23 protein-coding genes are annotated in these 23,906 nt (G+C 65.2%); 6 read left to right on the plus strand and 17 right to left on the minus strand.

Features of this window, described 5'->3' with window-relative positions; all coding sequences use genetic code 11:
• The 3 genes from BM382_RS02965 to BM382_RS02975 all read right to left on the minus strand — a co-directional run bounded on the left by BM382_RS02965 (position 1) and on the right by BM382_RS02975 (position 4,091).
• On the minus strand, positions 1–1,188 hold the full coding sequence (locus tag BM382_RS02965; RefSeq protein WP_072441771.1) for an MFS transporter: 1,188 nt from the start codon (positions 1,186–1,188) through the stop codon (positions 1–3).
• A gap of 332 nt (positions 1,189–1,520) precedes the next feature.
• Positions 1,521–3,107 carry an ABC-F family ATPase gene (locus tag BM382_RS02970; RefSeq protein WP_011061394.1) on the minus strand — a complete coding sequence of 529 codons (1,587 nt, stop codon included), beginning with the start codon at positions 3,105–3,107 and terminating at the stop codon, positions 1,521–1,523.
• 249 nt (positions 3,108–3,356) lie between these two features.
• On the minus strand, positions 3,357–4,091 hold the full coding sequence (locus tag BM382_RS02975; protein ID WP_072441773.1) for an alpha/beta fold hydrolase: 735 nt from the start codon (positions 4,089–4,091) through the stop codon (positions 3,357–3,359).
• A gap of 359 nt (positions 4,092–4,450) precedes the next feature.
• Between BM382_RS02975 and lpxO the strand changes: the two genes are divergently transcribed.
• From lpxO to BM382_RS02990, 3 genes are all read left to right on the plus strand, one after another.
• Entirely contained in the window at positions 4,451–5,350 is a 900-nt protein-coding gene (lpxO, locus tag BM382_RS02980; RefSeq protein ID WP_011061392.1) for a lipid A hydroxylase LpxO, read from the plus strand.
• 222 nt (positions 5,351–5,572) lie between these two features.
• Complete coding sequence (locus BM382_RS02985; protein WP_011061391.1) at positions 5,573–5,941, plus strand: hypothetical protein; 369 nt, start codon at positions 5,573–5,575, stop codon at positions 5,939–5,941.
• Positions 5,942–6,018: 77 nt separating this feature from the next.
• Positions 6,019–7,170, plus strand: a complete 1,152-nt coding sequence (locus BM382_RS02990; RefSeq protein WP_011061390.1) for a PQQ-dependent sugar dehydrogenase — start codon at positions 6,019–6,021, stop codon at positions 7,168–7,170.
• Between the two features lie 184 nt (positions 7,171–7,354).
• Here the strand turns inward: BM382_RS02990 and BM382_RS02995 are convergent, their stop codons facing one another.
• Complete coding sequence (locus BM382_RS02995) at positions 7,355–8,461, minus strand: GNAT family N-acetyltransferase/peptidase C39 family protein (protein WP_015635683.1); 1,107 nt, start codon at positions 8,459–8,461, stop codon at positions 7,355–7,357.
• Between the two features lie 93 nt (positions 8,462–8,554).
• Here BM382_RS02995 and BM382_RS03000 point away from each other — a divergent pair, with 93 nt between their 5' ends.
• Entirely contained in the window at positions 8,555–10,141 is a 1,587-nt protein-coding gene (locus BM382_RS03000) for a RimK family alpha-L-glutamate ligase (RefSeq protein WP_015635682.1), read from the plus strand.
• Positions 10,142–10,147: 6 nt separating this feature from the next.
• On the opposite strand, the gene map is transcribed toward BM382_RS03000, so the two are convergent.
• A complete protein-coding gene (gene map, locus BM382_RS03005) occupies positions 10,148–10,912 on the minus strand; it encodes a type I methionyl aminopeptidase (RefSeq protein WP_011061387.1) in 765 nt (254 codons plus the stop codon).
• Positions 10,909–11,109, minus strand: a complete 201-nt coding sequence (locus BM382_RS03010) for a ParD-like family protein (RefSeq protein ID WP_011061386.1) — start codon at positions 11,107–11,109, stop codon at positions 10,909–10,911. The genes map and BM382_RS03010 overlap by 4 nt, the downstream gene beginning before the upstream one ends.
• Positions 11,110–11,404: 295 nt before the next feature.
• Here BM382_RS03010 and ilvA point away from each other — a divergent pair, with 295 nt between their 5' ends.
• Positions 11,405–12,442, plus strand: a complete 1,038-nt coding sequence (gene ilvA / locus BM382_RS03015; protein WP_015635681.1) for a threonine ammonia-lyase, biosynthetic — start codon at positions 11,405–11,407, stop codon at positions 12,440–12,442.
• Between the two features lie 284 nt (positions 12,443–12,726).
• Here the strand turns inward: ilvA and BM382_RS03020 are convergent, their stop codons facing one another.
• Entirely contained in the window at positions 12,727–13,032 is a 306-nt protein-coding gene (locus tag BM382_RS03020; RefSeq protein ID WP_072441775.1) for an NIPSNAP family protein, read from the minus strand.
• Between the two features lie 27 nt (positions 13,033–13,059).
• On the minus strand, positions 13,060–13,536 hold the full coding sequence (gene eco, locus BM382_RS03025; protein ID WP_072441777.1) for a serine protease inhibitor ecotin: 477 nt from the start codon (positions 13,534–13,536) through the stop codon (positions 13,060–13,062).
• A 517-nt stretch (positions 13,537–14,053) separates the two neighbouring features.
• On the opposite strand from eco, the gene BM382_RS03030 reads away from it, so the two are divergent.
• Positions 14,054–14,317, plus strand: coding sequence for a DUF1652 domain-containing protein (locus BM382_RS03030; RefSeq protein ID WP_011061382.1), 264 nt, complete (start codon positions 14,054–14,056; stop codon positions 14,315–14,317).
• Between the two features lie 124 nt (positions 14,318–14,441).
• Here the strand turns inward: BM382_RS03030 and BM382_RS03035 are convergent, their stop codons facing one another.
• The 9 genes from BM382_RS03035 to BM382_RS03075 all read right to left on the minus strand — a co-directional run bounded on the left by BM382_RS03035 (position 14,442) and on the right by BM382_RS03075 (position 23,779).
• Entirely contained in the window at positions 14,442–14,699 is a 258-nt protein-coding gene (locus BM382_RS03035; RefSeq protein WP_011061381.1) for a DUF2790 domain-containing protein, read from the minus strand.
• 155 nt (positions 14,700–14,854) lie between these two features.
• Positions 14,855–15,634 (minus strand): carbohydrate deacetylase, encoded by a 780-nt coding sequence (locus BM382_RS03040; RefSeq protein ID WP_072441778.1) that lies wholly within the window; start codon positions 15,632–15,634, stop codon positions 14,855–14,857.
• A complete protein-coding gene (locus tag BM382_RS03045; protein ID WP_072441780.1) occupies positions 15,631–16,755 on the minus strand; it encodes a GNAT family N-acetyltransferase in 1,125 nt (374 codons plus the stop codon). The genes BM382_RS03040 and BM382_RS03045 overlap by 4 nt, the downstream gene beginning before the upstream one ends.
• On the minus strand, positions 16,752–17,456 hold the full coding sequence (locus BM382_RS03050; protein ID WP_011061378.1) for a GNAT family N-acetyltransferase: 705 nt from the start codon (positions 17,454–17,456) through the stop codon (positions 16,752–16,754). The genes BM382_RS03045 and BM382_RS03050 overlap by 4 nt, the downstream gene beginning before the upstream one ends.
• On the minus strand, positions 17,453–19,381 hold the full coding sequence (locus BM382_RS03055; protein ID WP_072441782.1) for a hypothetical protein: 1,929 nt from the start codon (positions 19,379–19,381) through the stop codon (positions 17,453–17,455). The genes BM382_RS03050 and BM382_RS03055 overlap by 4 nt, the downstream gene beginning before the upstream one ends.
• A complete protein-coding gene (locus BM382_RS03060; protein WP_072441784.1) occupies positions 19,378–20,688 on the minus strand; it encodes a lipopolysaccharide biosynthesis protein in 1,311 nt (436 codons plus the stop codon). Before BM382_RS03060 ends, BM382_RS03055 begins: the two co-directional genes overlap by 4 nt.
• On the minus strand, positions 20,685–21,683 hold the full coding sequence (locus BM382_RS03065) for a polysaccharide deacetylase family protein (RefSeq protein ID WP_072441786.1): 999 nt from the start codon (positions 21,681–21,683) through the stop codon (positions 20,685–20,687). Before BM382_RS03065 ends, BM382_RS03060 begins: the two co-directional genes overlap by 4 nt.
• A 1-nt stretch (position 21,684) precedes the next feature.
• Complete coding sequence (locus BM382_RS03070) at positions 21,685–22,821, minus strand: glycosyltransferase (protein ID WP_019093966.1); 1,137 nt, start codon at positions 22,819–22,821, stop codon at positions 21,685–21,687.
• Complete coding sequence (locus BM382_RS03075) at positions 22,814–23,779, minus strand: glycosyltransferase family 2 protein (RefSeq protein ID WP_072441788.1); 966 nt, start codon at positions 23,777–23,779, stop codon at positions 22,814–22,816. Before BM382_RS03075 ends, BM382_RS03070 begins: the two co-directional genes overlap by 8 nt.
• Positions 23,780–23,906 lie beyond the last annotated feature (127 nt).

Consider the following 23,906-nt stretch of genomic DNA (forward strand, 5'->3'; position numbering starts at 1 on the left):
TCAGGCGCCGGCCCGGCGCTTGAGCATCAGGGTCAGGCCCAGGCCGGTCAGCGAGAGCAGGGCGGCGCAGAAGAAAATCCACGAATACCCCAGGTTCAACGCCACCGCGCCCATCAACGGCCCGGCGATGGCCAGTGCCAGGTCGAAAAACACCGCATAGGCGCTCAAGCCTGCGCCACGGCTGCTGTTGGGCACTTGCTTGATGGCCTCCACTCCCAGGGCCGGGTACACCAGCGACAGGCCGAAGCCGGTCAACCCGGCCCCCACCAGGGCCCAGCCGGTGGAGGGCGCCAGCCACAGCAGGGCCAGGCCCAGGGTTTCGACGCACATGCAGGCGATGGCCGAACGAAAGCCGCCGAAACGGCTGATGCAGGTGATGAACAGCAGCCGCGAAAAGATAAAGCACACGCCGAACACCGTCAGGCAATAGGCCGCGCCGGTCCAGCCGCGGCTGAGGTAGAACAAGGTGATGAAGGTGGTCAGGGTGCCGTAGCCGATGGAGGCCAGGCTCAGGCTGGCGCCAAAGGGTGCAATGCGCCCGAACACGGCCCAGAACGGCAGGCGCTCGCCGCGAACCACCGGCACCGAGGGTTTGTTGCGGATCAGCAGCAATGCCAGGGCCGCCAGGCAGGACAGGGCGACCCCCAGGCTGGCGAAACCGTATTGCTGGACCATCAGCACCCCCAACGGTGCACCAATGGCGATAGCGCCGTAGGAGGCAATGCCATTCCAGGAGATAGACCGCGCGGTGTGCTCCGCGCCGACCTGGCCCATGCACCAACTGATGGTGCCGACCCCGATCAGGCCCTGGGCCACCCCCAGCAGCAGGCGCCCGCCCAGCAGCACGGCGAGACTCAGCAGCGGCCACTGGACGAGCAGCACCGAAACCAGGGTCAGCACCCCGCTGAGCAGAACCCCCAGCAAGCCGTAGATGATCGAACGCTTGGTGCCCACGGTGTCCGACATGCGCCCGGCCATGGGCCGGCTGAGCAGGGTGGCCAGGTATTGCGCGCCAATGGTCAGCCCGGCGACCACCGCGCTGAAGCCCAGCTGTTCGTGGACATAACCTGGCAACACCGCGATCGGCAGGCCGATGCAAAGGAAGGCGATAAAGGTATAGAAGACGATGGAGACGATCTGCAGGGTGATCGCCATGGAGCTTTGAGCGGGCGTTTGTGGCTCGGGCATGAAGGCTCGTTCGCGGGCGGCGGTTAGAGGCCTGCATCATCGCGTGCCGTGAACATAAAAGAAAGCAGGCTAACTATCTATTCCCCGCACCCGGTAGGCGCTGGCAGGAGCGGTGCAAGTCTTGCGGGTCTCTTCGCCGGCAAGCCGGCTCCTACAGAGGCCTGTGGGTTCGTGCAGGAACTGGCTTGCCAGCGAAGGCGCCCGCCGGGTGATTCAAGGCTGGCGGGCCTTTTCGTCGGCAAGCCGGCACCTGCGAGCGAAGGGGGCATACAAAAAAGCCCCGTCACACTGGACGGGGCTTTTTTGTTGTCGCTTACCGCTTGCCGCTGTCTTTAGAACATCACGCCTTGGCTGCGCAGGTAGTCGTCGTAGGTGCCGCTGAAGTCGGTCACGCCGCTTGGGCTCAACTCGATGATGCGGGTGGCCAGGGACGATACGAACTCACGGTCGTGGCTGACGAAGATCAGGGTGCCCGGGTAGTTTTCCAGGGCCAGGTTCAGCGCCTCGATGGATTCCATGTCCAGGTGGTTGGTCGGTTCGTCCATCACCAGCACGTTGGGCTTTTGCAGGATCAGCTTGCCGAACAGCATGCGGCCTTGCTCACCACCGGAAATCACCTTCACCGACTTGAGGATCTCGTCGTTGGAGAACAGCATCCGGCCCAGGGTGCCGCGGATCATCTGTTCGCCCTGGGTCCACTGGCCCATCCAGTCGAACAGGCTGACGTCGTCTTCGAAGTCATGGGCGTGGTCCTGGGCGTAGTAGCCCAGCTCCGCGCTTTCGGTCCATTTCACTGTGCCGGCGTCCGGGGTCAGCTCGCCCACCAGGGTGCGCAGCAGAGTGGTCTTGCCGATGCCGTTGGGGCCGATGATCGCTACGCGCTCGCCGGCCTCGACGGTGAAGCTGAAGTTCTGGAACAGGGTCTTGCCGTCGAAACCCTTGGACATGCGCTCCAGGGTCACCGCCTGGCGGTGCAGTTTCTTGGTCTGTTCGAAGCGGATGAACGGGCTGACGCGGCTAGACGGCTTGACTTCGGCCAGCTGGATCTTGTCGATCTGCTTGGCCCGGGACGTGGCCTGCTTGGCTTTCGAGGCGTTGGCCGAGAAGCGGCTGACGAAGGTCTGCAGTTCGGCGATCTGCGCTTTCTTCTTGGCGTTGTCCGACAGCAGCTGCTCGCGGGACTGGGTCGCGGCGATCATGTATTCGTCGTAGTTGCCCGGGAACAGGCGCAGCTCGCCGTAGTCCAGGTCGGCCATGTGGGTGCAGACACTGTTGAGGAAGTGCCGGTCGTGGGAAATGATGATCATGGTGCTGTTACGCGCCGTGAGGATGTTTTCCAGCCAGCGGATGGTGTTGATGTCCAGGTGGTTGGTCGGTTCGTCCAGCAGCAGCACTTCCGGATCGGAGAACAGCGCCTGGGCCAGCAGAACTCGCAGTTTCCAGCCTGGCGCGACTTCGGTCATCGGGCCGAAATGCTGTTCCAGGGGAATGCCCAGGCCCAGCAGCAGTTCACCGGCGCGGGACTCGGCGGTGTAGCCGTCCATCTCGGCGAATTCGGTTTCCAGCTCGGCCACGGCCATGCCGTCTTCTTCGGTCATTTCCGGCAGCGAGTAGATGCGATCGCGCTCGGCCTTGACCTTCCACAGCTCCTCGTGGCCCATGATCACGGTGTCGATCACGGTGAATTCTTCGTAGGCGAACTGGTCCTGGCGCAGCTTGCCCAGGCGCACGTTCGGTTCCAGCATGACCTGGCCGCCGGACGGCTCGAGGTCGCCACCGAGGATTTTCATGAAGGTCGACTTGCCGCAACCGTTGGCGCCGATCAGGCCGTAGCGGTTGCCGCCGTTGAACTTGACCGAAACGTTCTCGAACAGCGGCTTGGCGCCGAACTGCATGGTGATGTTAGCTGTGGAGATCAATTACTTACCTACCAATGTTTTAGCGCCGACCTTAAATCCACAGGGCGCGATCTGGAGCCTTCCAGGTCGGACCGGTATGGGTGTGGAACTGAGCCAGCGGGCGTACGTCGAGCGCAACATTCCGGCCGAAAGGCCAGGTTGCTGAGCGAAGAGTGCGGGGTGCATGTTGAAATTTGCGCGCATTGTCGCATATGTAAACGAGCAGTTGTATGACACAGGGGCAGGGATTTTAGCGCGGGCAGCCGATGCTCAACCCCTGCCGGGCATGGCAGCCGCTTCCAGCAGGTCGTTCAGGAAGTGCTGCAATTGCGCCGCTGCCGCGGCCGGCGCGGCCTGGAGCAGGCAGTGGGGCGCCTCGATCTCCACCAGCCGGGCGTCGCTGCGCAGTTGCCGGACCAGGGCCGAAGCCGATGGGGGCACCAAGCGATCCTGGCGGGCCCGCAGGTACAGCAGCGGCACCCGGCTGGCAGCCAGGGCCTGGCGTACATCCACGGCGATCACCGCCTGCAACCGGGCCTGCAGTACCTGCGGCGCCACTTGGGCGATCGCCGCCGCCAGTGCCTGACGCAGTGCCGGGGTGGAAAAACCGCCCAGCAGCAGGGCATCCATGGGCCAGAACGGCAGGCGCTGCACCGGCAGTACCTTGAGCAGGGGCTGCAAAGGCGCAAGGCGCGGGCGCGGATTGCGTACAAAGCTGCTGCACAGCACCAGGCCCATCAGCCCTTCGGGATTGCGGGCGGCCACGCTCACCGCCACCGGGCCGGAAAAGGACTCGCCCAACAGGATGAATCGCCGGTTCGTCGGCAATTGCGCCATCACCCGCTCCACCAGGGCCGGGTAGCCCAGGGGCTGATCGCCGGGATAATGCAAGACCTGTACCGGCCAATGCTGGTCCAAGGCCTGGAGCAGCGGTTCGAACAGGGTGCCGGTGCCATCCATGCCCGGCAGCAGCACCAGGGTTGGCGGGAGATTGGGGTCGATCAAGTCGGGAATCCTTGCCGAAGAGGAGAGGGCAGCGGCGCGCAGGATACCTCGGCAAGGCCCGGCAACACAGTCCCTTGCGGGTCGCTACCGGCACCGAGCGGCTTTTGTTGAGCTGAATCAACAGCCGGCGCAATACCCGCATCTTTCAACGAAAGGAGCGCAGCTTTTAACAAATATGAGTTAACCATTGGTTACAAACTGTGGCTAAAATGCCAGCCGACGGCCAGATGCCGAGGGTCGAACCTGCGACGAAGAGTGTCGCCGGTTACGCTTTTTTCAACTCAGACGCTGCAATTTGCCTTTGGCCTTCCGGGCTTTCAGAGGCGCAGCATGTTCTCTTCTGACGTGTGACGATTTCCGTGAAACTCATCATTGCCGCTGTATACGTTTTATCCATTGCGTACGTACACCTGCGGGGGCGCGTGCGCCATAAACTGGGCCGCCAGCTCAGCGATCACTCGACCTTCCTGGCGCCCATCAACTGCTTCCTCTATCTGTTCTCCAAGTACCCCAATCGGCCGTACCTGGACCCGGCCGACTTCCCGGAGATGAACAAGCTGCAGGAACACTGGGAAGAGATCCGTGCCGAAGGCCAGAGCCTGCTGCAGGCCGGCGAGATCAAGCGCTCGGACCAGTACAACGATGTGGGTTTCAACTCCTTCTTCAAGACCGGCTGGAAACGCTTCTACCTGAAGTGGTACGGCGACAGTCACCCTTCGGCGATGAAGCTGTGCCCACGCACCACCGAGCTGGTGCAGAGTATCGGTTCGATCAAGGCTGCGATGTTCGCCGAGCTGCCGCCTGGTTCGCGCCTGGTTCGTCACCGCGACCCTTATGCCGGTTCCTATCGCTACCACCTGGGTCTTTCCACGCCGAACAACGAAGGCTGCTTCATCGAGGTCGACGGTGAGCGTTATCACTGGCGCGACGGCGAAGCGGTGATGTTCGACGAGACCTACATTCACTACGCGGAAAACACCACCGAGCAGAACCGCATCATTCTGTTCTGCGATGTCGAGCGGCCGATGAAGTACCGCTGGGCCGCTGCGTTCAATGGCTGGTTCAGCCGTACCGTGATGTCCGCCGCCGGCGCGCCTAACGATGCCGGTGACAAGACTGGTGGCCTGAACCGTGCCTTCAACAAGCTGTACAAGATCCGCTTGCGGGGCAAAGAACTGAAAAAGCGCAACCGCACGCGCTACTACCTGGAAAAGTGGGCGATCTTCGCTGCACTGCTGTTGCTGTTCATCTATATCTGACGTTGCACCCCCGCGGTGTAGGAGCGGGCTTGCCGGCGAACGTATCCTTGAGCCAGAGGCACGGCCAAAGGGCCCGTTCGCAGGCCAGCCAGCGCTTGCAGATGAAGGCACCGTGGATACCGGGTGTTACATGTTCTGAAGGATTATTTAGTTAACAAAGCCGAACCCTGGGCGTAGCGTGGAATCGAATTCGATACCTTGTCGCTCCTCAGGAGGCTTGTCATGAACTGTCTGGCTCGCGGGTTTGCCGCACTCATCGCGCTGGTCTGGACCAGCGGCGCCGCCTGGGCTGGCGCCCCTGAAGCACCTCCCACCCATCAACACCCCTTGCAATTGGCGCAGAACCTGCCCAGCAGCGGCAACAACGACCCCTACAGCAACCCCATCCGTCGCGCCAACCCCAACAGCATGCAGGGCACCCAGCCCAGCAGCCCGCCCGTGCGCGGCCCCAGCACCGCTCCGACCGGTCGCCCGCCAACCCTTGAGAACGGTGGCATCGGCAATGGCTACCCGCGTGGCGGGGTGCAGCGACCCAACCCTGATCCCCGGGTACAAAGCCCCCGCGACAGCGATCCCGGCAACCGGCGCTGAAGCACTGTCCTGCCACCCTGGCGGCAGGTGCGAAACCTGCTACCGAGGATTTTCTCGATCGACAAAAGGAAGCGAGCATGTTGCGTAAAACCCTTATCGCCACCTTGTGCTCCAGCGTCTTGCTGGGCAGTGCCGTGCCCGCCATGGCCGCCACACCCCAGGCTTTTCCCAGTGAGCAGGGCACGCTGAACCTGACTCCGGTGGCTGCCGGCCTTGACCATCCCTGGGCCCTGGCATTCCTGCCGGACCGCCAGGGCATTCTGGTGACCGAGCGCCCGGGCAACCTGCGGCTGGTCGGCGCGGACGGCAAGCTTTCGGCGCCCCTGAGCGGGGTACCCAAGGTCTGGGCCAAGGGCCAGGGCGGCTTGCTGGATGTGGCGCTGTCGCCGGACTTCAAGCAGGACCGCATGGTGTATCTGTCCTATGCCGAAGGTGGCGGCGAGGGCGGGACTGCCGGCACCGCCGTGGGCCGTGGCCGTTTGAGCGATGACCTGAGCGGGCTCAAGGATTTCCAGGTGATCTTCCGGCAGGAACCCAAGCTGTCCACGGGCAATCACTTCGGTTCGCGGCTGGTGTTCGACCGCGACGGCTACCTGTTCGTGACCCTGGGTGAAAACAACGACCGGCCCACCGCCCAGGACCTGGACAAGCTCCAGGGCAAGATCGTGCGCCTGTACCCGGATGGTCGGGTGCCGGATGACAACCCTTTCGTCGGCCAGGCCGGGGTGCGCCCGGAGATCTGGAGCTACGGCCACCGCAACCCCCAGGGGGCGGCGCTCAACCCCTGGAGCGGCACCCTCTGGGAGAACGAACACGGGCCCAAGGGTGGCGACGAGATCAATATCATCGAGCGCGGCAAGAACTACGGCTGGCCTCTGGCGACCCACGGCATCAACTATTCCGGCCAGCCGATCCCCGAGGCCGTGGGCCAGACAGCGCCCGGCACCGTGGCGCCGCACCATGTGTGGGAGAAGTCCCCCGGCATCAGCGGCATGGCCTTCTATGACAGCGACCGCTTCAAGCCCTGGCAGCACAACGTGTTCATTGGCGCCCTGGCCAGCCAGGAGTTGATCCGGCTGCAGTTCAACGGTGATCGGGTCGAGCACGAGGAACGCCTGCTGGGCGGGCTCAAGGCGCGTATTCGTGATGTGCGCCAGGGCCCGGACGGCTACCTCTACATCCTCACCGACGAGGACCAGGGCACGCTGTACAAAGTCGGCCTGCAATAGCCCCGGGCTCCCTTGCAGGCGCCGACAGGGGCCGCGCAAGGCTTGCGGGCCTCTTCGCCGGCAAGCCGGCTCCTACGGGGGGCGGCTGCGAGGCGTATCTGGCTGCTGTAGGAGCTGGCTTGCCAGCGAAGGCGCTGGCAGGGGCCGCGCAAGGCTGCGGGCCTTTTCGCCGGCAAGCCGGCTCCTACGGGTGGGCGCGCGCGGGGAAGAGGATCACCGCTGCGCGCAGTTTGCTGCTGCCGAAGCTGCACATCTTGGCGAACTCGCCGTGACTCACCGGCAGGTGCTGGCAGTCCAGGGGCTGGCGGTGCTGGCTGTGGTCGACATCCGGGTCGTGGAGGTAGACGAAGTCCTGGTCGCAGTCGGTGACTATCACCCAGTGCGGCGCCTTGGAGCGGGTCAGGCGATAGCTGCTGATCAGCACCAGGGGCTGGCCGCCTTCACGCAACAGGCCGGGCAGGTCCAGCGGCCCGCCGAGCACCTGCTGCACTTCGCTGGCATCCAGTTCCTTGCAGAACTCATCGTGGACCAGGCGCATGACGTCCTTTTTATGTTCGTCGCGCACGCCGTTGAGAAACAGCGGCCCGCTGCTGTTGACCTGCAAGCGCACGGCAAAACCGCGGCGCCAGGCCGCCAGGGCCAGGCCCTGGGGGCTGCAGCCACCATGGCCCGAGGTCATGAAGACGGTGGTGGCTTCACGCCAGATCTGCAGTTCCTCCCGACGCTCCAGGGGCCGTGAAGGTTGCAGGGCGCCCATGGCCATCAGCAGGCAGGCGGGGCCGCAGGTGAAGTCGGTGGTCTGCTGGTAATAGGGCACGCGGATGCTGCGGGTCTCGCGGTGCTGGAGGATGCGTTTTTCCAGGCGCAGGGCGTCGGCGTGGTCCTGGTAATAGTCGGGGACCAGGGCGAAGCGCCGGTAGCCGTTGCGCTCGTACAAGGCGATGGCCGCAGGGTTGTCGGTGCGTACCTCCAGGCGCAGGTAGGCGCAGTCATGGGCCAGGGCACAGGCCTCCATGCGTTGCAGCAGGCGCTTGCCCAGCCCCAGGCCCCGGGCGCTTTCGGCGATAGCCAGGGAATACAGGCGCGCCAGGGAGGTACCGCGATGAAACAGCACCAGGGCATACCCCAGCACCTGCGCCTGCTGTTCGGCCACCAGCAGCTGCCCATGGGCGCGGCTGATCATCCACTGGAAGCTGCGCGGGGTCAGCCGGTCGCTGGTGAAACATTGCTCTTCCAGCGCCACCAGCGCCGGCAAGTCCTCGAGGGTTGCAGTGCGAAAGACAAGATCCATATGACCGCCGTAAAAGTTGCGTAATGAAACGAGACTTCAAAAAAAGTTCGTGCTTAATAGAAAGGGTCAGGTTCTTCAGCGAGAGCGAACTTTATGTCAGCGGTACAAGGTCATTGGCGAGAAGTATCCGGGCAAAGTTTGCCGGCGACAATCACTTCCTCAACTAATATTGCCCGGCTGGACAAAACCTCAAGCCAGGTAATCATTATTGTCGAACGCAAGGAAGACTGGGCCTCGTACTTTCCCAGCGACGACATCCTCACGGCCCAGGAGTACCTCGAACACAGCCGCGAAAGCGCGCCCGGCAAGCGCGTCCAGGTGATCAACCTGTGCCGCAGCTACAAGTACCTGGGGCATGGCTACTATTGCTCGCTATTGGCTGAAGCCCGCGGCCACCGGGTGATTCCCTCGGTGCGCACCATCAGCGAACTGACCCGCAAGGCGCTTTACGGGTTGGCCCTGGACGATCTCGACAAGAGCCTGGAAAAGGCCCTGAGCAATCATCTTTACCGCGATACCGAAGGCTTTACGCTGACCCTTTACTTCGGTCGAACTCATATAGAGCCCTTGCAGGAATTGGCTCGGCAATTGTTTGAACTCTTCCCTTGTCCGATTCTGTTAGTTGATTTCAAGCGAACTAACAGTTGGCACATCGAAGGCGTCAAGTCGGGGGCGCTGCATAAGTTGCGCGAAGACCAGGAAGATCAATTCGCCAACTCCCTGGACAGTTTCAGCCGCAAGGTCTGGCGGGTTCCGCGCTCCCGGCAAGTGGCCCGTTATGACTTGGCCATTCTCCATGATCCCCAGGAACTGCTGCCGCCTTCCAACCCTCGGGCGCTGGAGAGTTTCATTCGCGTGGGCAAGGGCCTGGGCATCGATGTGGAACTGATCGAGAAGAAGGACTATTCGCGGCTGGCCGAATATGACGCGCTGCTGATCCGCGAGACCACCAGCGTCGACAACCACACCTACCGTTTTGCCAAGAAGGCCGAGAGCGAAGGGCTGGTGGTGATGGACGACCCGGCGTCGATCCTGCGCTGCACCAACAAGGTCTACCTCAGCGACCTGCTCAAGGGCCATCAACTGGGCATGCCCGCCACCGAGATTCTCTACAAGGAGCGACCGCAGGATTTCGAACGGGTCGGCGAGCGCCTGGGTTTTCCCCTGGTGCTGAAGATCCCCGACGGCTGTTTTTCCCGCGGAGTGATCAAGGTCGAGAGCCAGCAGGCCTTGATGGAAGCCACCGCCGAGCTGTTCGAGCACTCGGTACTGCTGCTGGCCCAGGAGTTCTTCTACACCGAGTACGACTGGCGCATCGGCGTGCTCAACCGCAAACCGATCTTTGCCTGCCAGTACTTCATGTCCAAGGGCCATTGGCAGATCTACAACCACAAGGCCAAGGGCCAGGACATCAACGGCGAGTGCCGCACCCTGGCGATCCACGAAGCGCCCCGGGCGGTGGTGGATCTGGCGGTGAAGACCGCCAACCTGATCGGCGACGGCCTGTACGGCGTCGATCTCAAGCAGTCCGGCGACAAGGTGGTGGTGATCGAGGTCAACGACAACCCCAACCTCGACGCCGGCATCGAGGATGCCTACCTGCAGGACGATCTCTATGCCCTGGTGCTGGAGGAGTTTGTCCGCCGCCTGGAGCTCAAGCGGCGCGGCCAGGCCTGGTAGGGGCCTTCATTGCGGTTGCAGGGTCAGCACCTCGAAGCCGTCCCGGGTCACCGCCACCGTGTGTTCCCACTGGGCCGAGAGGCCGTTGTCGCGGGTGACCACGGTCCAGCCATCCTTGAGCCCGCGGACCCGGGCGCTGCCCTGGTTGAGCATCGGCTCGATGGTGAAGACCATGCCCTCGCGCAGCTCCAGGCCGGTACCGGGGCGACCGAAGTGGAGGATTTGCGGCTCTTCGTGCATCTGCCGGCCGATGCCATGGCCGCAGTATTCACGGACCACGCTGTAGCCCTTGGCTTCGGCATGGGCCTGGATGGCATGGCCGATATCGCCCAGCCGGGCGCCGGGGCGCACCACCTTGATCGCCGCCCACATGGCCTCGAAGGTGGTGTCCACCAGGCGCCGGGCCTTGGGCCCGACAGTGCCGATCAGGTACATCTTGCTGGAGTCGGCGATGTAGCCGTTCTTCTCCAGGGTGATGTCGATATTGATGATGTCACCGTCCTTGAGCACGGCCTTGGGGTGGGGCATGCCGTGGCACACCACCTCGTTGATCGAGGTGTTGATGCAGTAGGGGTAGTTGTACTGGCCCTTGCTGGCCGGGCGCGCCTTGAGTTCATGGCGGATCAGGTGTTCCACCGCGGCGTCCAGCTCCAGGGTGGACAGGCCGGGGGCGACAAAACCGTCGAGATAGGTGAACACCTGGGCCAGCAGCCGCCCGGCTTCGCGCATCAGCGCCAGTTGTTCCGGGGTCTTGATCAGGGCCTGGGTCATGCGCGCCCCCTGAGCAGGTCGGGCTTGTTCAGCAACAGCTTGTTGATCAGGTCGTTGTAGGCGAGGTGAGGGTTGAGTTCGGCTAGCAGGCCGATCTTCATCCAGAACTCGGCCTGGGCGTTGATCGAGCGGTCCATGGCGGCGCTGGCCACGCGGATCTGCTCGTGCAGTTCATCGGAGATCTTGACGATGCCCATGGGGGGCCTCCCTTGAGGAAATATACGAATCATATATGTTTCGTATATTTTGCTTCAAGCCACGGTGCCCAATGGCAGACGTCGCCGTTCAAGGAGGCCGGGAAAAAAGCGTTGACCGGACCCTGCTGGCGCGAGTAATTTCCAGCCCATGACTTTCCCTGCATATCGTTTCCAGCCAAGCATTATTACCGCCATTCCTTATTGGCGGGCTTGCTGACGACTGCACCCAACCCGCCCTGGAGGCGGGTTTTTTCTCTCTGTCTCCCGGGCTTCGTACACAGCCAGGAGATCCACCATGAGTCGCCCCAGCCGTTCTGCTACCCCCCAGCCCAGTGCCGACATGGCGTTGCTGGAGCGCTACGTGAAGATGATTCTTGCGGCGCCGGTCTACGACCTGGCGATCCGTACGCCGTTGCAGGCGGCGCCGGCGCTGTCCGAGCGGCTGGGCAATCAGATCCTGCTCAAGCGCGAAGACCTGCAACCGACCTTTTCCTTCAAGATCCGTGGCGCCTACAACCGCCTGGCGCACCTCACCCCGGAGCAGAAGCTGCGCGGAGTGGTCACCGCGTCCGCCGGCAATCATGCCCAGGGCGTGGCGCTGGCGGCGCGGGAACTGGGGATCAAGGCAAGCATCGTGATGCCCGCCAGCACCCCGGAACTCAAGGTGCTGGGGGTGCGCAGCCGCGGCGCCGAGGCGATCCTGCATGGCCAGAGCTTTCCCTTCGCCCTGGAGCATGCCCTGGATCTGGCCCAACGCACCGGCAGTACCTTTGTTTCACCCTTTGATGATCCCCATGTGATTGCCGGGCAAGGCACCGTGGCCATGGAGATCCTGCGCCAGCAGCAGGGCGAACTGGACGCGATCTTCGTTCCGGTCGGCGGTGGCGGGCTGATCGCCGGGATCGCCGCCTATGTCAAATACCTACGGCCACAGATCCGCATCGTTGGTGTCGAGTCCGAACATTCCAACTGTCTGCAACAGGCCCTGGCGGCAGGGCAGCGGGTGGTGCTGCCTGAAGTGGGAACCTTTGCCGACGGCGTTGCGGTGGCGCAGATCGGTGAGCATGGTTTCCAGATCTGCCGGCATCACGTGGATCAAGTGATCAGCGTCAGCAACGACCAGCTGTGTGCGGCGATCAAGGACATCTACGACGATACCCGCTCCATCACCGAGCCCTCGGGCGCCCTGGCGGTGGCGGGCATCAAGGAATACGTGGCGCAAAGCGGCGTCCGCGGCCAGACCCTGGTGGCGATCGACTCGGGCGCCAACATCAACTTTGACAGCTTGCGCCACGTCGCCGAACGCGCCGCCCTGAGCAACGCCGCCTTGTAGGAACAGACCTGCCAGCGAAGGCGTCCTGCACAGCGATGCAGGCCTCAAGGGCCCATTCGCCGGCAAGCCGGCTCCTACGGGGGGCGTGCACGGTGTACCTGCCTGCTGCAGGAGCTGGCTTGCCAGCGAAGGCGCCCTGCGCGGCGATGCAAACCTTTCGGGCCTCTTCGCCGGCAAGCCGGCTCCTACGGGGGGCGTGCACGGTGTACCTGCCTGTTGTAGGAGCTGGCTTGCCAGCGAAGGCGCCCTGCGCAGCGATGCAAGCTTCACCGGCAAGCCGGCTCCTACGACAGCAGAGGGCGCATGAAGCTGCGTTCGTAGCTGAGGATGAAGCGCTTTTGCACCACCGCCGCTACCAGGGCCACGCTTTCCGGGTCACTGAGGGCGCTCTGGCGGTAGGCTTCGTAGTCCGCCAGGGAAGGAAAGCTGAACAGGCAGTAGGCGATGTTGCTGGCACCTTCGCAGGGCATGAAATAGCCGTGGTGGGTGCCGCCCAGCCGCCTCACCACCGCGATCCAGGCCTTGGAGTAGGCTTCGAACTCGGCCAGTTGGTAGGGGTCGATCACGTATTTGACATGGCAGGTAATCAAGGGCGGCACTCCGGCTGGGGGGATGGCTTATTCCTGGCGGGCGTTTTCTGTCTTGTCCGCGGCGCTCCACAGGCGGTAGCGCACTTCCACGTCCTTGGGCGCGTAGATCACGATCGGCAGCTTGCTGTTGTAGCGCAAGACGAAGCCGTCACCGGTCACCGGGACGAAATCCTCGCGGGTCTTGCCGTCGGGGCAGGCCATCCGCGTACTTATCGGGCCGCTGACCTGGTCCAGGCGGTAGTAGGGATAACCCCAGCCTTCGAGGTTCTTCTCTAGCAGCTTGCCGCCCAGGCGCTGCAGGTTGCAGTCCACGGTGAGGGTCTTGCCGGCGAGGATCTCGACCTTGTAGCGGTCTTCGTGCCGTTGCTTGGGCAGGTGGATGACCTGGCGGGTGAAGCCGTCTTCGGCCTTGGGGTAGGGTGCGGTGTCTTCGAGCTTGGCGGCAAAGGCCTGGGCGCAGAGAGCCGAAAGCAGGGTGACGCTGGCAAGGGGGAGCAGACGCATGAAGCCTCCTGGCTGATTGAAAGCGCGATACACCCGTTTGAGTGGGCGCCTTGGGGAAAGTCCGGCCCGGGCATTCTGACCGGCGCCCGAGGCGCAATGCAAACGTCCTGGGTAGCAGGGCATTTTGCAAGGCCAACTGCCTGCTTTCTTGCACTTTGCACGGCTGCTCGTGCGCCGCATGCCGATTTCGCAGGGCCCTGTGGCGCTGCCGGCCAGGCACGTTTCCTGCTGCTTTATCAATCAGGCCCGCGATTGAGCAAAACCTTGAAACAAGACCAGTTGCACGCAAATGGAGGGATAGGCCGGCGGCCGGTATGGGCTGGCAGCCAACCAAGCGAAAAAAACCGGTGCTCAGAGCGAAATCGAATTTAGCAGCCTCGGGAAAGCGGCTTAGTCTGTAGCTTGGCTCCGTCTGCAAGGATCAAGACCGGGCCCGGATCACTACCGAACACGGACGTCATTGTTGTCAGGTTGTTTGCCTATTGATTGGCCGTCTCGAACAAAGGAGAGAGTCGCCATGTTTCTATCTGCCCTTGAACTGCGAAATATCATTGAAAGCAGCTTTCTGCCCAAACGCTGCCAATGCACCCTAAGCCCCGACCTGTCGATGACCGTGAAGGTCTTCGGCGACCATCAAACCGACCGGGTCGACCTGGTGGTTACCGGCATCGACGCCTCGCAGCTCAACGGCTGTCGGGAAATCAACGAGCTGATTGCCGAATTGCGCTACGACCTGGCGCACAACCCTCGCCAGGTTGCCCCTCTGCGGCGTGCATTCTAGGCGCCTTCGGGAGTAGGGAATTCAACAGGGGGGCCGCCAGGCCGCCGCGAACCCCGGCTTGCCGATCGGCACCGGGCGTGATGAGGGGCCGCAGCGCGGCCCCGTGTGAGCGTGTTGCACAGCCTCAATTATCGGTGGTGCACGCATCCGACATCTTTCTGTAGGTGATTTCCTCGGGCTTGCCCTGGTTGTCGATGAACTTCATGTCGGCGGTGATCACTTTGCACTCCTGGGTCGCAGGTTCGGTCATCGAGATCACTTTGCCCACATGCAGCGGCATTCCATAGTGGTAGGGCACGGCGGTGGTGCTGTCTGCCTGGGCCAGGCCACTGAGGGCACTCAACAGCAGGGCGGTGGCAGTCAAACCGATACGCAGGTTCATGGCAATTCTCCGATGCAGGCTACGTCAGTTCCGCGCCAATCAGGCGTTAGAACTTGCCGCGCAGCGCTTCAGATTGTTCTGAGCTAGCGCGGTCAATGACACTTTTAGCCTGCCGGATTAATTGCCGATTAAATTGCATAGGGAGCTAATGTTTTTTACAGCTCGCTGTAGGCAATGCGTTGATACCCGGGCAATGCCTGTTGCAGCAGTTGCTCCAGAGACTGCTGCGCCGGCAGGTAATCGTCACCGAAATCACCCTCGGCCAGCTGGGTCGGGTGGGCCACCACTTCAATCACGCCGGGCGGGCGAAAACCTTCCAGCAGGTCCCTGGGCGTGCACACGCTCTGGGCCCCGGCCCCGCACAACCAGCGGATACGCCGGTTGAGCGCGCTCTTGAACAACCGCTTGAGGGGCCCGATGTTGCCCCCCACATTGCGCGCCAGGCGCACCGGCACCCCTTGCTGCGCGGCGAAGCGAGCGACGATGGCTGCCACCGGCCACAGGTTGTGCACGTGCTGGTGGGAGTCGATATGGCTGGGCCGCACACCCTGATCGACACAGCGCTGCCACTGGGCCTGCAACTCCTCGCGCACCGCCTCGGCCGCCGCGGCCGGCAGGCGCAGGGCCGAGCGCCGCAGGTTCAGGTCGAACTGCCCCTGAGGGTCACAGAACAACGGCTGGTGGCGCATCGCCGGGCTCAGTGGCGCGCCGTAGGTGAGGTTGAAATGCAGGCCGATGCGTCCCAGCAAACCGTGCTGCAGGGTCAGTTCACAGGCGTCGTTGAACGCCGGCATGTTGGCCATCAGGGTCGCCGAGCTGATCACCCCTCGCTTGAAGGCGCGCAGGGTCAGCTGGTTGTAGTCCAGGTCGAGACCGAAGTCGTCGGCATTGACGATGACCCGGTGGGCCCGGGCGGCAGTCAGGGGGCGGTTCATGGGCGGGATCCTTGTACGGTGTTGGCCTGGCGCCGTTCGCGCCAGGCCTTGAGGCGCGGCTTGAGCCACTGCCAGATGCGTTCGGCGGTACCGGCCAGCAGCGCTCGCGGGCGCCAGGAATAGAAGCTCCAGCGCTGGTGTTCCACCAGGCCGCTCATGCGTTCATGCAACTGATGGCTGGAGCGGCTGAGGCTGACCCGCGAGGCATCGACCCACTGCCAGCCTTCGTCCAGCCCCCAGCGGATCCACTCATCCAGCAGCAGCCGGCCGCTACCCAGGTTCTTGTATTGCGCCAGGAAGGCGATGTTGTAGTCGTACAGGCGGCCGCGCTCCAGCAGGCCGAGGCGATAGCTGATGCAACGGCCCTGGTGTTCCAGCATCACCACCCGCACACAACCTTCGGCGGCCAGGCCGCGCAGGGCGCTGGCCATCCATTGCCAGCGCAGCTCCCCGGAGAAGATCCCCAGCCCGTCTGCGCCTTTCCAACTGGCCTGTTCCACCTCGCGGAGCATTTCCAGCACCCCGTCCATGCCGTCGGCCTGGGGCGCCATGCGGATCACCCGAGCGTCGATTTCCGCGCAGCGTTTCTTCGCCCGGCGCAGCTCGTAGCGCAAGGTGCCGGTGGCTTCCTCGCGGTCGCTGTCGACAATCAGGTGTTCCGGCGCCCGGCAGCTCAGGGCTTGTTCGCTGTACCAGCTGGCCCGGCGCCAGGGCGCCAGCAGGCGCTCGGCGTCCACCAGTTCATGAAGTTGCAGCAGGTCATGGGGCAGTTGCCGGCGGATCTGCTCCAGCACCTCGGGCATGGCGCCTTGCGCCGGGTCCGCGACCAGCAGCGCCAGGCGATCGCTCAGCGGATGCCCCAGGTGGCGTACCACCTGCAGGCGCAGGCCGGCCCGGGTTTCGCGGCCCAGGGTCAGCGGCAGGCAGAGCACCAGGCGCTGGCCATGCCAGCCCAGGAGGATCTGCAAGTGCCGGTGATCCAGGGCCCGTTCCGCCCCCAGCAGCCAGCTCAAGCGATTGAACGGCGTGGCCTGTGGCACTTGCTGGCGCAGTTGCTCATAGGCCGCCACGGGAAAGTCCTGGGTGCAGAGGCTGGCGCACCATTGCCAACGCAGGCTCACGAACGTTCCTTGTCGATAGGGCTGGAACCGCTGGGCTGCTGTGCCAGGCGCCCGCGGCGCAGGTGGTGCAGGCGTGTCTGGTGGTACGGCCGGCGGCGGTGGAAGTGCAGGCAGCGCAACAGGCAGTAGACATGCAGGGATTCACCCACTTCCTGGAACCCCAGGCGCATGTGCATCTTCAGCGCCGGCTCGTTGCGCACGTTGACCAGGGCCCGGGTGGCCTTGAAGCCGCGCTCGCGGTATTCGTCCCAAAGCAGCTTCTGCGCCAGGATCACCACCCCCGAGCCGCGATACGGCACCGCGCACTCTCCGGCGAACTGATACAGGCAGCCCGGCGGGATGCGCATCCAGCAGCGGTACAACTGGTCGTCGTAGTAATCGCGCTCGCTGATCCACACCATCATCATCACGTTGCCGTCTTCATCCAGGTGTGCGCTGCCGCGGCTGCCTTTGTCCAGCAGGCCGCGAATGGCCGGCAGTTGTGCCTTGAAGTACTTGTCGAAGGCCGGCAGAAGCTCGCGGGTGATGGGCACCTGGGGCCAGCGGCCGGGGTTGATGGGGCAGGGCACCGGCAAGGCCAGGGAACGTTCCAGGGTCAGCAGTTCCCAGTGGTAATAGAAGAAGCGTTCACGCAGCACCCGCAGGCTGCCACGCAGGCCCTTGCGGCGGATTCTGGCCAACAGGCCGGTCAAGCGACTCATAGGGTTTTCCAGGTCAAGGCAAACAGGGTTTCACCGGGCACCTGCAACTGGGCCCGGCCATTGCTGCACTGCACGGCGGCGGAGCGGCTGTGCCCGTCGGCGCCGAGCAGCTCCAGGCTCGGGCCGGCCTGGCAGATCTGCTCGGCGCCGTCCAGGTCGATGGTTTGTGCGCGCGGGGTCTTGGTCACGCCCAGCAGGCTGTGGCGCGGGCCATCGCGCAGTGCCAGGGCATCCACCTCGAAGGCCGGGTTGTCCAGCGCCTGGACCTGCCCCAGCCAGTGCCGCTGGATGAATTGCTGGGCCACGGCCACCGGCTTCAGGCTGAAGCGCTGGGCGTCGTGCTGGACCAGCATGCCCTTGGGGTACTCGGGCTCATCGGCGGCCTGGAACCAGTTGAGCATATCCAGCAGGCCGTCCTGGGAGGCATTGGCCACCACCGACATCCACCACAAGGCGGCGTAGTGAGTGTCCTGCTGATAGGGGCTCAGGTCCGGGCCGCTGGAGATATTGGTCTGGCTCAGCAACAGCGCCTTGCGCGGCCGGCCCAGGTCATCCAGGCCCACCAGGTCGGCGGCGGCGCGCACGCTGGCGCGGTAGTGGCGGGTGGCCAGCAGGTCGCGGACCATCCACTCGTGCCAGGCCATGGCGTCGATATCGGCGCCGTGGGCCTCCAGCAACTGGCGCGCCCAGTCGATGCCGCGGCGCTGCCCGGCACCGATGCGAAACGGCCCGTCCAGCAGCCGCGAACTGACCGGCATGGCAATGCGCACACCTGCGGCCCGGGCCTCGGGGTTGGCCTTGACGTGCTCCAGCATGCGCCCGAAGTAGCTGGCGAACACGGCGTAGCTGGGGTAGTTGAGGTTGGGTTCGTCGGCGAACGCCAGGTAGTGCAGGCCCTGGTTGCCCAGGCGCACGCTGTCCGCCAGCCAGGCGTCGAGGCCGGCGAAGCTCTGGCTGTCGGCTGCCAGCACCGCACGGCGCCCGGTGCCCGCCAGCAGGGTGATGTCGCGGTCGATCTTGAACGTTTCGCGGTACAGCCGGCGAAAGCCCAGCTCGCGCTGGGGTTCCTGCTGGATCACATCGACGAAGCTGTAGAAGTTGGCCGCCCGCGGCCCCAGGGCCCGCAGCAGTTCAAAGGTCGACTGCGGCGGCTGGGCATAGGGCAGGGCGATCCCCAGGTGCGGGCTGGGGCCGCGCATCTGCGGCTTGAGGTTCAGCTCGACCCGGCCCGGTGTCCATTGCAGCGGGTGCAACTGGCGCAGGTCCTGGGCGAACAGGTTGGCGGTGCCGTCGAGCCAGAACGCCACCTTGCCCGAGCCGCCCAGGGACAGGCGCCAGACCTCGTCCTGCTGGGCCACCGGCAGTTGGATCTGGTCGAACTGACCGTACTGCGGGTGCTCCACCAGCTTCAGGCGCAGCAACTGGTGGTCACTCAGGCGCGTGGCCTGGAGCACGCTGACCCCACCGTAATACTTGCCCGCCAGTACCGCCTGCTCTCCGGCGGCCACGCGAAAATACAGCTCCACGCCACTGGGCACGTCGGCGCTGAAATGCACCTTGGCCGGTTCGAACTGGGCCAGGGTGGCGCTGTCGTGGCTGACCTTGAAGTTGCGAAAGCTGTAGCCCGGTACCTGCAGCCGGTAGTCGCCCTGGGTCGCGGGCAGTTGGACTTCCCGCTGGCCGTAGGGTTGGTCGGCGCGAATCTCCAGCTGTTGCAGCAACTGGCCGTCCGGGCGCAGCAGGTACAGCTGCTCCTGGTTGGCGTCGCTCTGCCAGGCCGGGCTCCAGCGCAGGTGCAGGGTGTCGCCGGCCTCGGCTTGCAGGTACAGGCTGCCGTCGCGGATATCGCCCCATTGCAGGGGCGCGGCGTGCAGGGCAGTGGCCGCCGAGATCAGCATCAGGGCGAGCAGGGAACAGGGTTTCATTGAAGCCTTTCCTTAGGGCGCAATAACTGGCGCACGTAGACGATGTCTCCAGGTAACAGGATCAGGGTGCGGTACCAGGGCACACCGCTGAGGTGGCAATACAGGCCGAGCATGGCCAGGCTCACCGCGAGGTAGGCGATGGACGAGGCCAGGCCGGCGCCGACGATGCCCAGCGACGGGATCAGCAGCGCATTGAGCGCCAGGTTCAGCAGGGCGCCACCGGCCAGCAGCAGCGACAGCGTGCCGGGGCGCTGCTTGCCCAAGAGGTCCAGGCGCAGGATGCTCGCGTAGCACAGGCCGAACAGGCCGGGCAGCAAGGCCAGCAGGGCACCGTAGGCCGGGGCGTAGTCGGCGCCGAACAGGGTGACAATCAACCACTGGCCGATCAGCGCCATGCACAGGCAGGCGCCGAGCATCACCGTGGCGGTCAGGCGCAGGGCCAGGGCGGTCAGTTGCTCGATGCCCGACCCCTGTTGCAGCAGGCGCTTCATCAGTGGCGTGGTCACCGCCTCGGGAATGATCAGCAGCAGCTCGGCGGCGGCGCTGGCCATGGCGTACCAGCCCAGGGCCGCGGGGTCGAGCAGGGCACCGATGAACAGGTAGTCCGAACGCAGCATCAATTGTTGCGACAGCACCCCGGGGTGGCTCTGGGCGCTGTAGCGCAGCAGCTTGCCCTGTTCCCCGGCCTGCCAGCGCAGGCCCAGGTCGTGGAAGCGTCGCAACCAGCACCAGCCAACCACCACCACCAGCAAGGTGCCCCCCAGCCAGCTGACCAGGGCCGCCGACAGCGGCTGGTCGCGCCAGATCCACCACAGGCCGACGAACAGCAGCAGCGGCACCAGGGATTCCAGCAGGCGCAGGGCATTGAAGGCTTCGACCCGGCCATCGGCGTTGTGCAGGGTCAGCAGGCCGCTCTTGAGCACGGTGATGGGCACCGCCAGCAACAACAGCCAGGCCAGGTCCCCCAGTTGCAGGCTCAGTTCCCACTGGCTGCCCAGGGTGTTCATCAATGCCAGCCCGGCCAGGGTCAGCAGGCTGGCCAGCAGGCAGCCGTAGACCAGCACCTGGGTCAGTAGCAGGCCCATGGGCCGCTGGCGCGCGGCCTCATAGCCGACCGCGGTGTTCAGCCCGCCGCTGGTCAGGGCGGCAATCAGGTCTGGCAGGGTGCTGAGCAGGGCGAACAGGCCGCGATCCGCCGGGCCCAGCAAGCGAGCCAGCAGCACGTTGCGCAGCAGCCGCAGGCCGATCATCGCCAGGCGCGTGCCCATGCTCAGGGCCAGGTGCCAGAGGTAGCCGCCGCGCTTCATGCCCGGGCTCCCTGCAGCAGGCGCCAGGCCAGCAAGCCGGGGCGGGCGGCGCTGGCGTGGCTGACGTCGATGCGTGGCAAGGCCAGGAGCGGGTTGCCACTGGCCTCGATCAGCCCGGGGCGGGTGCCCAGGGCGTAGCGATAACCCAGCCCGGCGACGGCGGCGCGCACCTGGGCATTGTGGTCGCCATTGGGGTAGCAATAGACCCCCAGCGGCGCCTGGCAATGGTTCTGCAACGCCTGATGGGAGCGTTGCAGATCCGCTTTCAGCGCGGCCTCGTCAAGGCCGGTGAGAATGGCATGGCTGGCGCCGTGGGGCCCGAAGCGCACCAGCGCCGAACGCTCCAGGCGCTGCACCTGGGCCCAGTCCAGGCTGTGGGGGCCGTGCTCGTTGGGGCAACTGTCGGCCAGGGCCTGGAGGGTGGGCCCGGGCAGGGTCTTCAAGCGTTGCAGGTAGCGGCCCAGGAGCCGGCTGCGGGCGTCGCTGTCACCCGGCTGCAACAGTTCGGCCGCAGGTGCCAGTTGCAGCGCCTGCAACTGTTCCAGCAGCGGCCGGGCCGCGGCGCTTGCGGGCCGCAGCCAGAGCGTTTCGCCGATGGACTCCCACCAGAAGCCCTGGGCGCTGCCGATGAAGTCGGTGGAGAGGAAGATGCTCGCCGGCACCTCGTAGCGCTCCAACATCGGGTAGGCCACCTCGGCGTTGTCGCGCCAGCCGTCATCGAAGGTCAGGGCCAGGCGCGGCCGGTCACCGCCGGGGTATTGCAGCAGGTGATTGAGCGGCACACAGTCGAAATGCCGCCGCAGCCAGCGCAGCAGGTGCTCGAACTGGCGCTGGCCGACGCACAGTGGCGCCCGGTGCGGCCGGCGGGCGGCCTGCTCGTCGGCCAGCACCCGGTGCAGCATCAGCACCACCCCGGCTTCGCTGAGGCGGGCGCGGCCGACGCTGTGCAAGTAGGCGTTGCCCAGCAGGCGCTTGAGGTTGAGTTTGAGGTTCATGTCAGCGGTTCTGTTGTGGGTTCCACAGGGCATAGCGCTGCCCGCGGAGAAATTGCCAGAGGCCCATGCTCATGCCGGCCATTGTCACCAGCACGAAACCGGCCAGGCGAAACACCTTGGGCAGGCGCCCGCGGCGGTCCAGCAGGCCCATGATCCCGGCGCCGTAACCCAGCACCTGGGCCAGCAGGGCCAGGCTGTAGAAGGCGCCGGCATTCCACAGCAGCAGGCTGCTGACCAGCAGTGGCAGCAACAGCACCGGGGCCAGGCGGCGGATCAGCTTGTGGCTGATCAGGGCGATGGCGTAGGCGCCGTGGCGCAGTGGGTTCATCAGCTCGCGGCGCTGGGCCAGGCTCTGCAGGCCGCCGACGGTGACCCGCAGGCGCCGCCGGTACTGCTTGCCGGCTTCGTCCACGCCCTGGTCCAGCACCTGGGCCTCCTCGACATAGACGATCCGCTTGCCGGCCACCGGGGCGCAGGTGCTGATGAAGAAGTCATCGTTGACCTCGGCCGGAACCCGCTGGAACAGTTCGCGGCGCAGGGCCAGCAGCGCGCCGTCGGCGGAGACCATGCAGCCGGTGCGGTTTTCCGCCTGGCGCAACCAGGCCTCGTAGTGCCGGTACAGGCTGTCTCCCAGGCTCAGGTTGTGCCCGGGGTCGGGGATGATCATGTGCCCGCCACAGGCCCCCACCTGCGGGTCGGCCAAGGGCGCCAGCAGCTTGCCCAGGGTGTCGTGGGACCACTGGTTGTCGGCGTCGGTGAACACCAGGATGTCGTTGCGCGCCAGTTCCACCGCGGCGTTCAGCGCCCCGGCCTTGCCCACCCGGGGCAGGTCCAGGACCACGATCCGTGAGTCGCGCACGCCCAGGGCCGTGGCCACGGTGTCGTCGCTGGAACCGTCGCTGGCGAGGATGATCTGCAAGTCGGTGGCCGGGTAGTCCTGCTGCAACAGGGTGCGCAGCTTGTGCTCGATGTGCGGGCCTTCGTTGTGCGCGGCGATGATCACGCTGACCGACAGCGGCGCGCCTTCCTGCACCGGCCGCGGCCTGACGAACAGGCTGAGCAGGGCCAGCAGCAGGGGGTAGCCGACCCAGGCATAGAAAGGCAGTAGCAGGCACAGCCAGAAAAGTGTTTTAGCCACGGTCAGGTCTCTCGGCAGAACGGTTGAACAGGGCCTGCACCAGGGCCAGGGCGCCCAGGTGCAGGCGCACCCAGTGCAGCAGCCAGAGTTGCAGGACGAACAGCGGGTCGCGTTGGCGCAGGCCCTGGCGCACGGCCAGGGCCAGGGGCGCCAGCGCCCCCAGCAGCAGGCACAGGCCCGCGGCGCCGGGCAGGCCCGCGAGCAGGCACAGCAACGCCACGAGGCTGAGCAGGGCGCAGGCCAGGCACAACAGGGGAAAGCGCAACAGGCGCAGGCTGAAGCCGCTGCCCTTGAGCAATTGCACGTGGCTGCCCTGGCGCCAGCGTTCCTTGCCGGCCCATTCGGCCCAGCTGGCCTCGTAGCCCCAATGCAGCACCTGGGGCTGGGGCAGGCTCAACTGGCGGGCGCCGGCAGCGTGCAGGCGCAGGCCGAAATCCTTGTCCTCGCCGGTGCGCAACTGCTCGTTGAAGCCGCCGACCCGTTCGAACCAGGCCCGCTGCAGGCACAGGTTGGGGGTGGGCATCCACGGCAGTAGCCGGGGTTGCGGGTCGCCGGCCAGGCTGCGGCGCTGCCAGGCCCGGGCGAACCAGGGGGCGCTGGCGGGTGCCGCGCAGTCCAGGGCGAAGACCTCGGCACGCTGCTCGGCCTGGGCCTGCTGCCAGAGCTGCAGCCAATTGCCGGGCACTTCGATGTCGGCGTCGAGGAACGCCAGGCTATCGCCGGTGGCCACCGCCGCACCGCGGTTACGTAGGGCGCCGATGCCGATGCCCGGGCACAGCAGCACCCGCGCGCCCAGCTCCCGGGCCCGTTGCGGCCCCTGATCGGTGGAGCCGTTGTCCACCACTATCAGTTCGCAGTCCAGGGTCGCCGCCCGGGCGGCGCGCAGCACGCTGTCCAGGGTGCGGGTGATGTGACGCGCCTCGTTGTACATGGGCACGATCACGCTGATCCTTTGCATCTTTGCCTCCCTTGGCCAGATTGCGTTGTTGTCGTGGGCGCCGGGTGAGGGCGCGGTGTTGCTGTTCTGTCGGTGCTGCTCCTGGGGGCCAGAAGGCCCTTCGGGCCTTGTCGCAGCCTGGGGCAGT

Source organism: Pseudomonas sp. NFPP25, assembly GCF_900116505.1.
Lineage (GTDB): Bacteria > Pseudomonadota > Gammaproteobacteria > Pseudomonadales > Pseudomonadaceae > Aquipseudomonas > Aquipseudomonas protegens.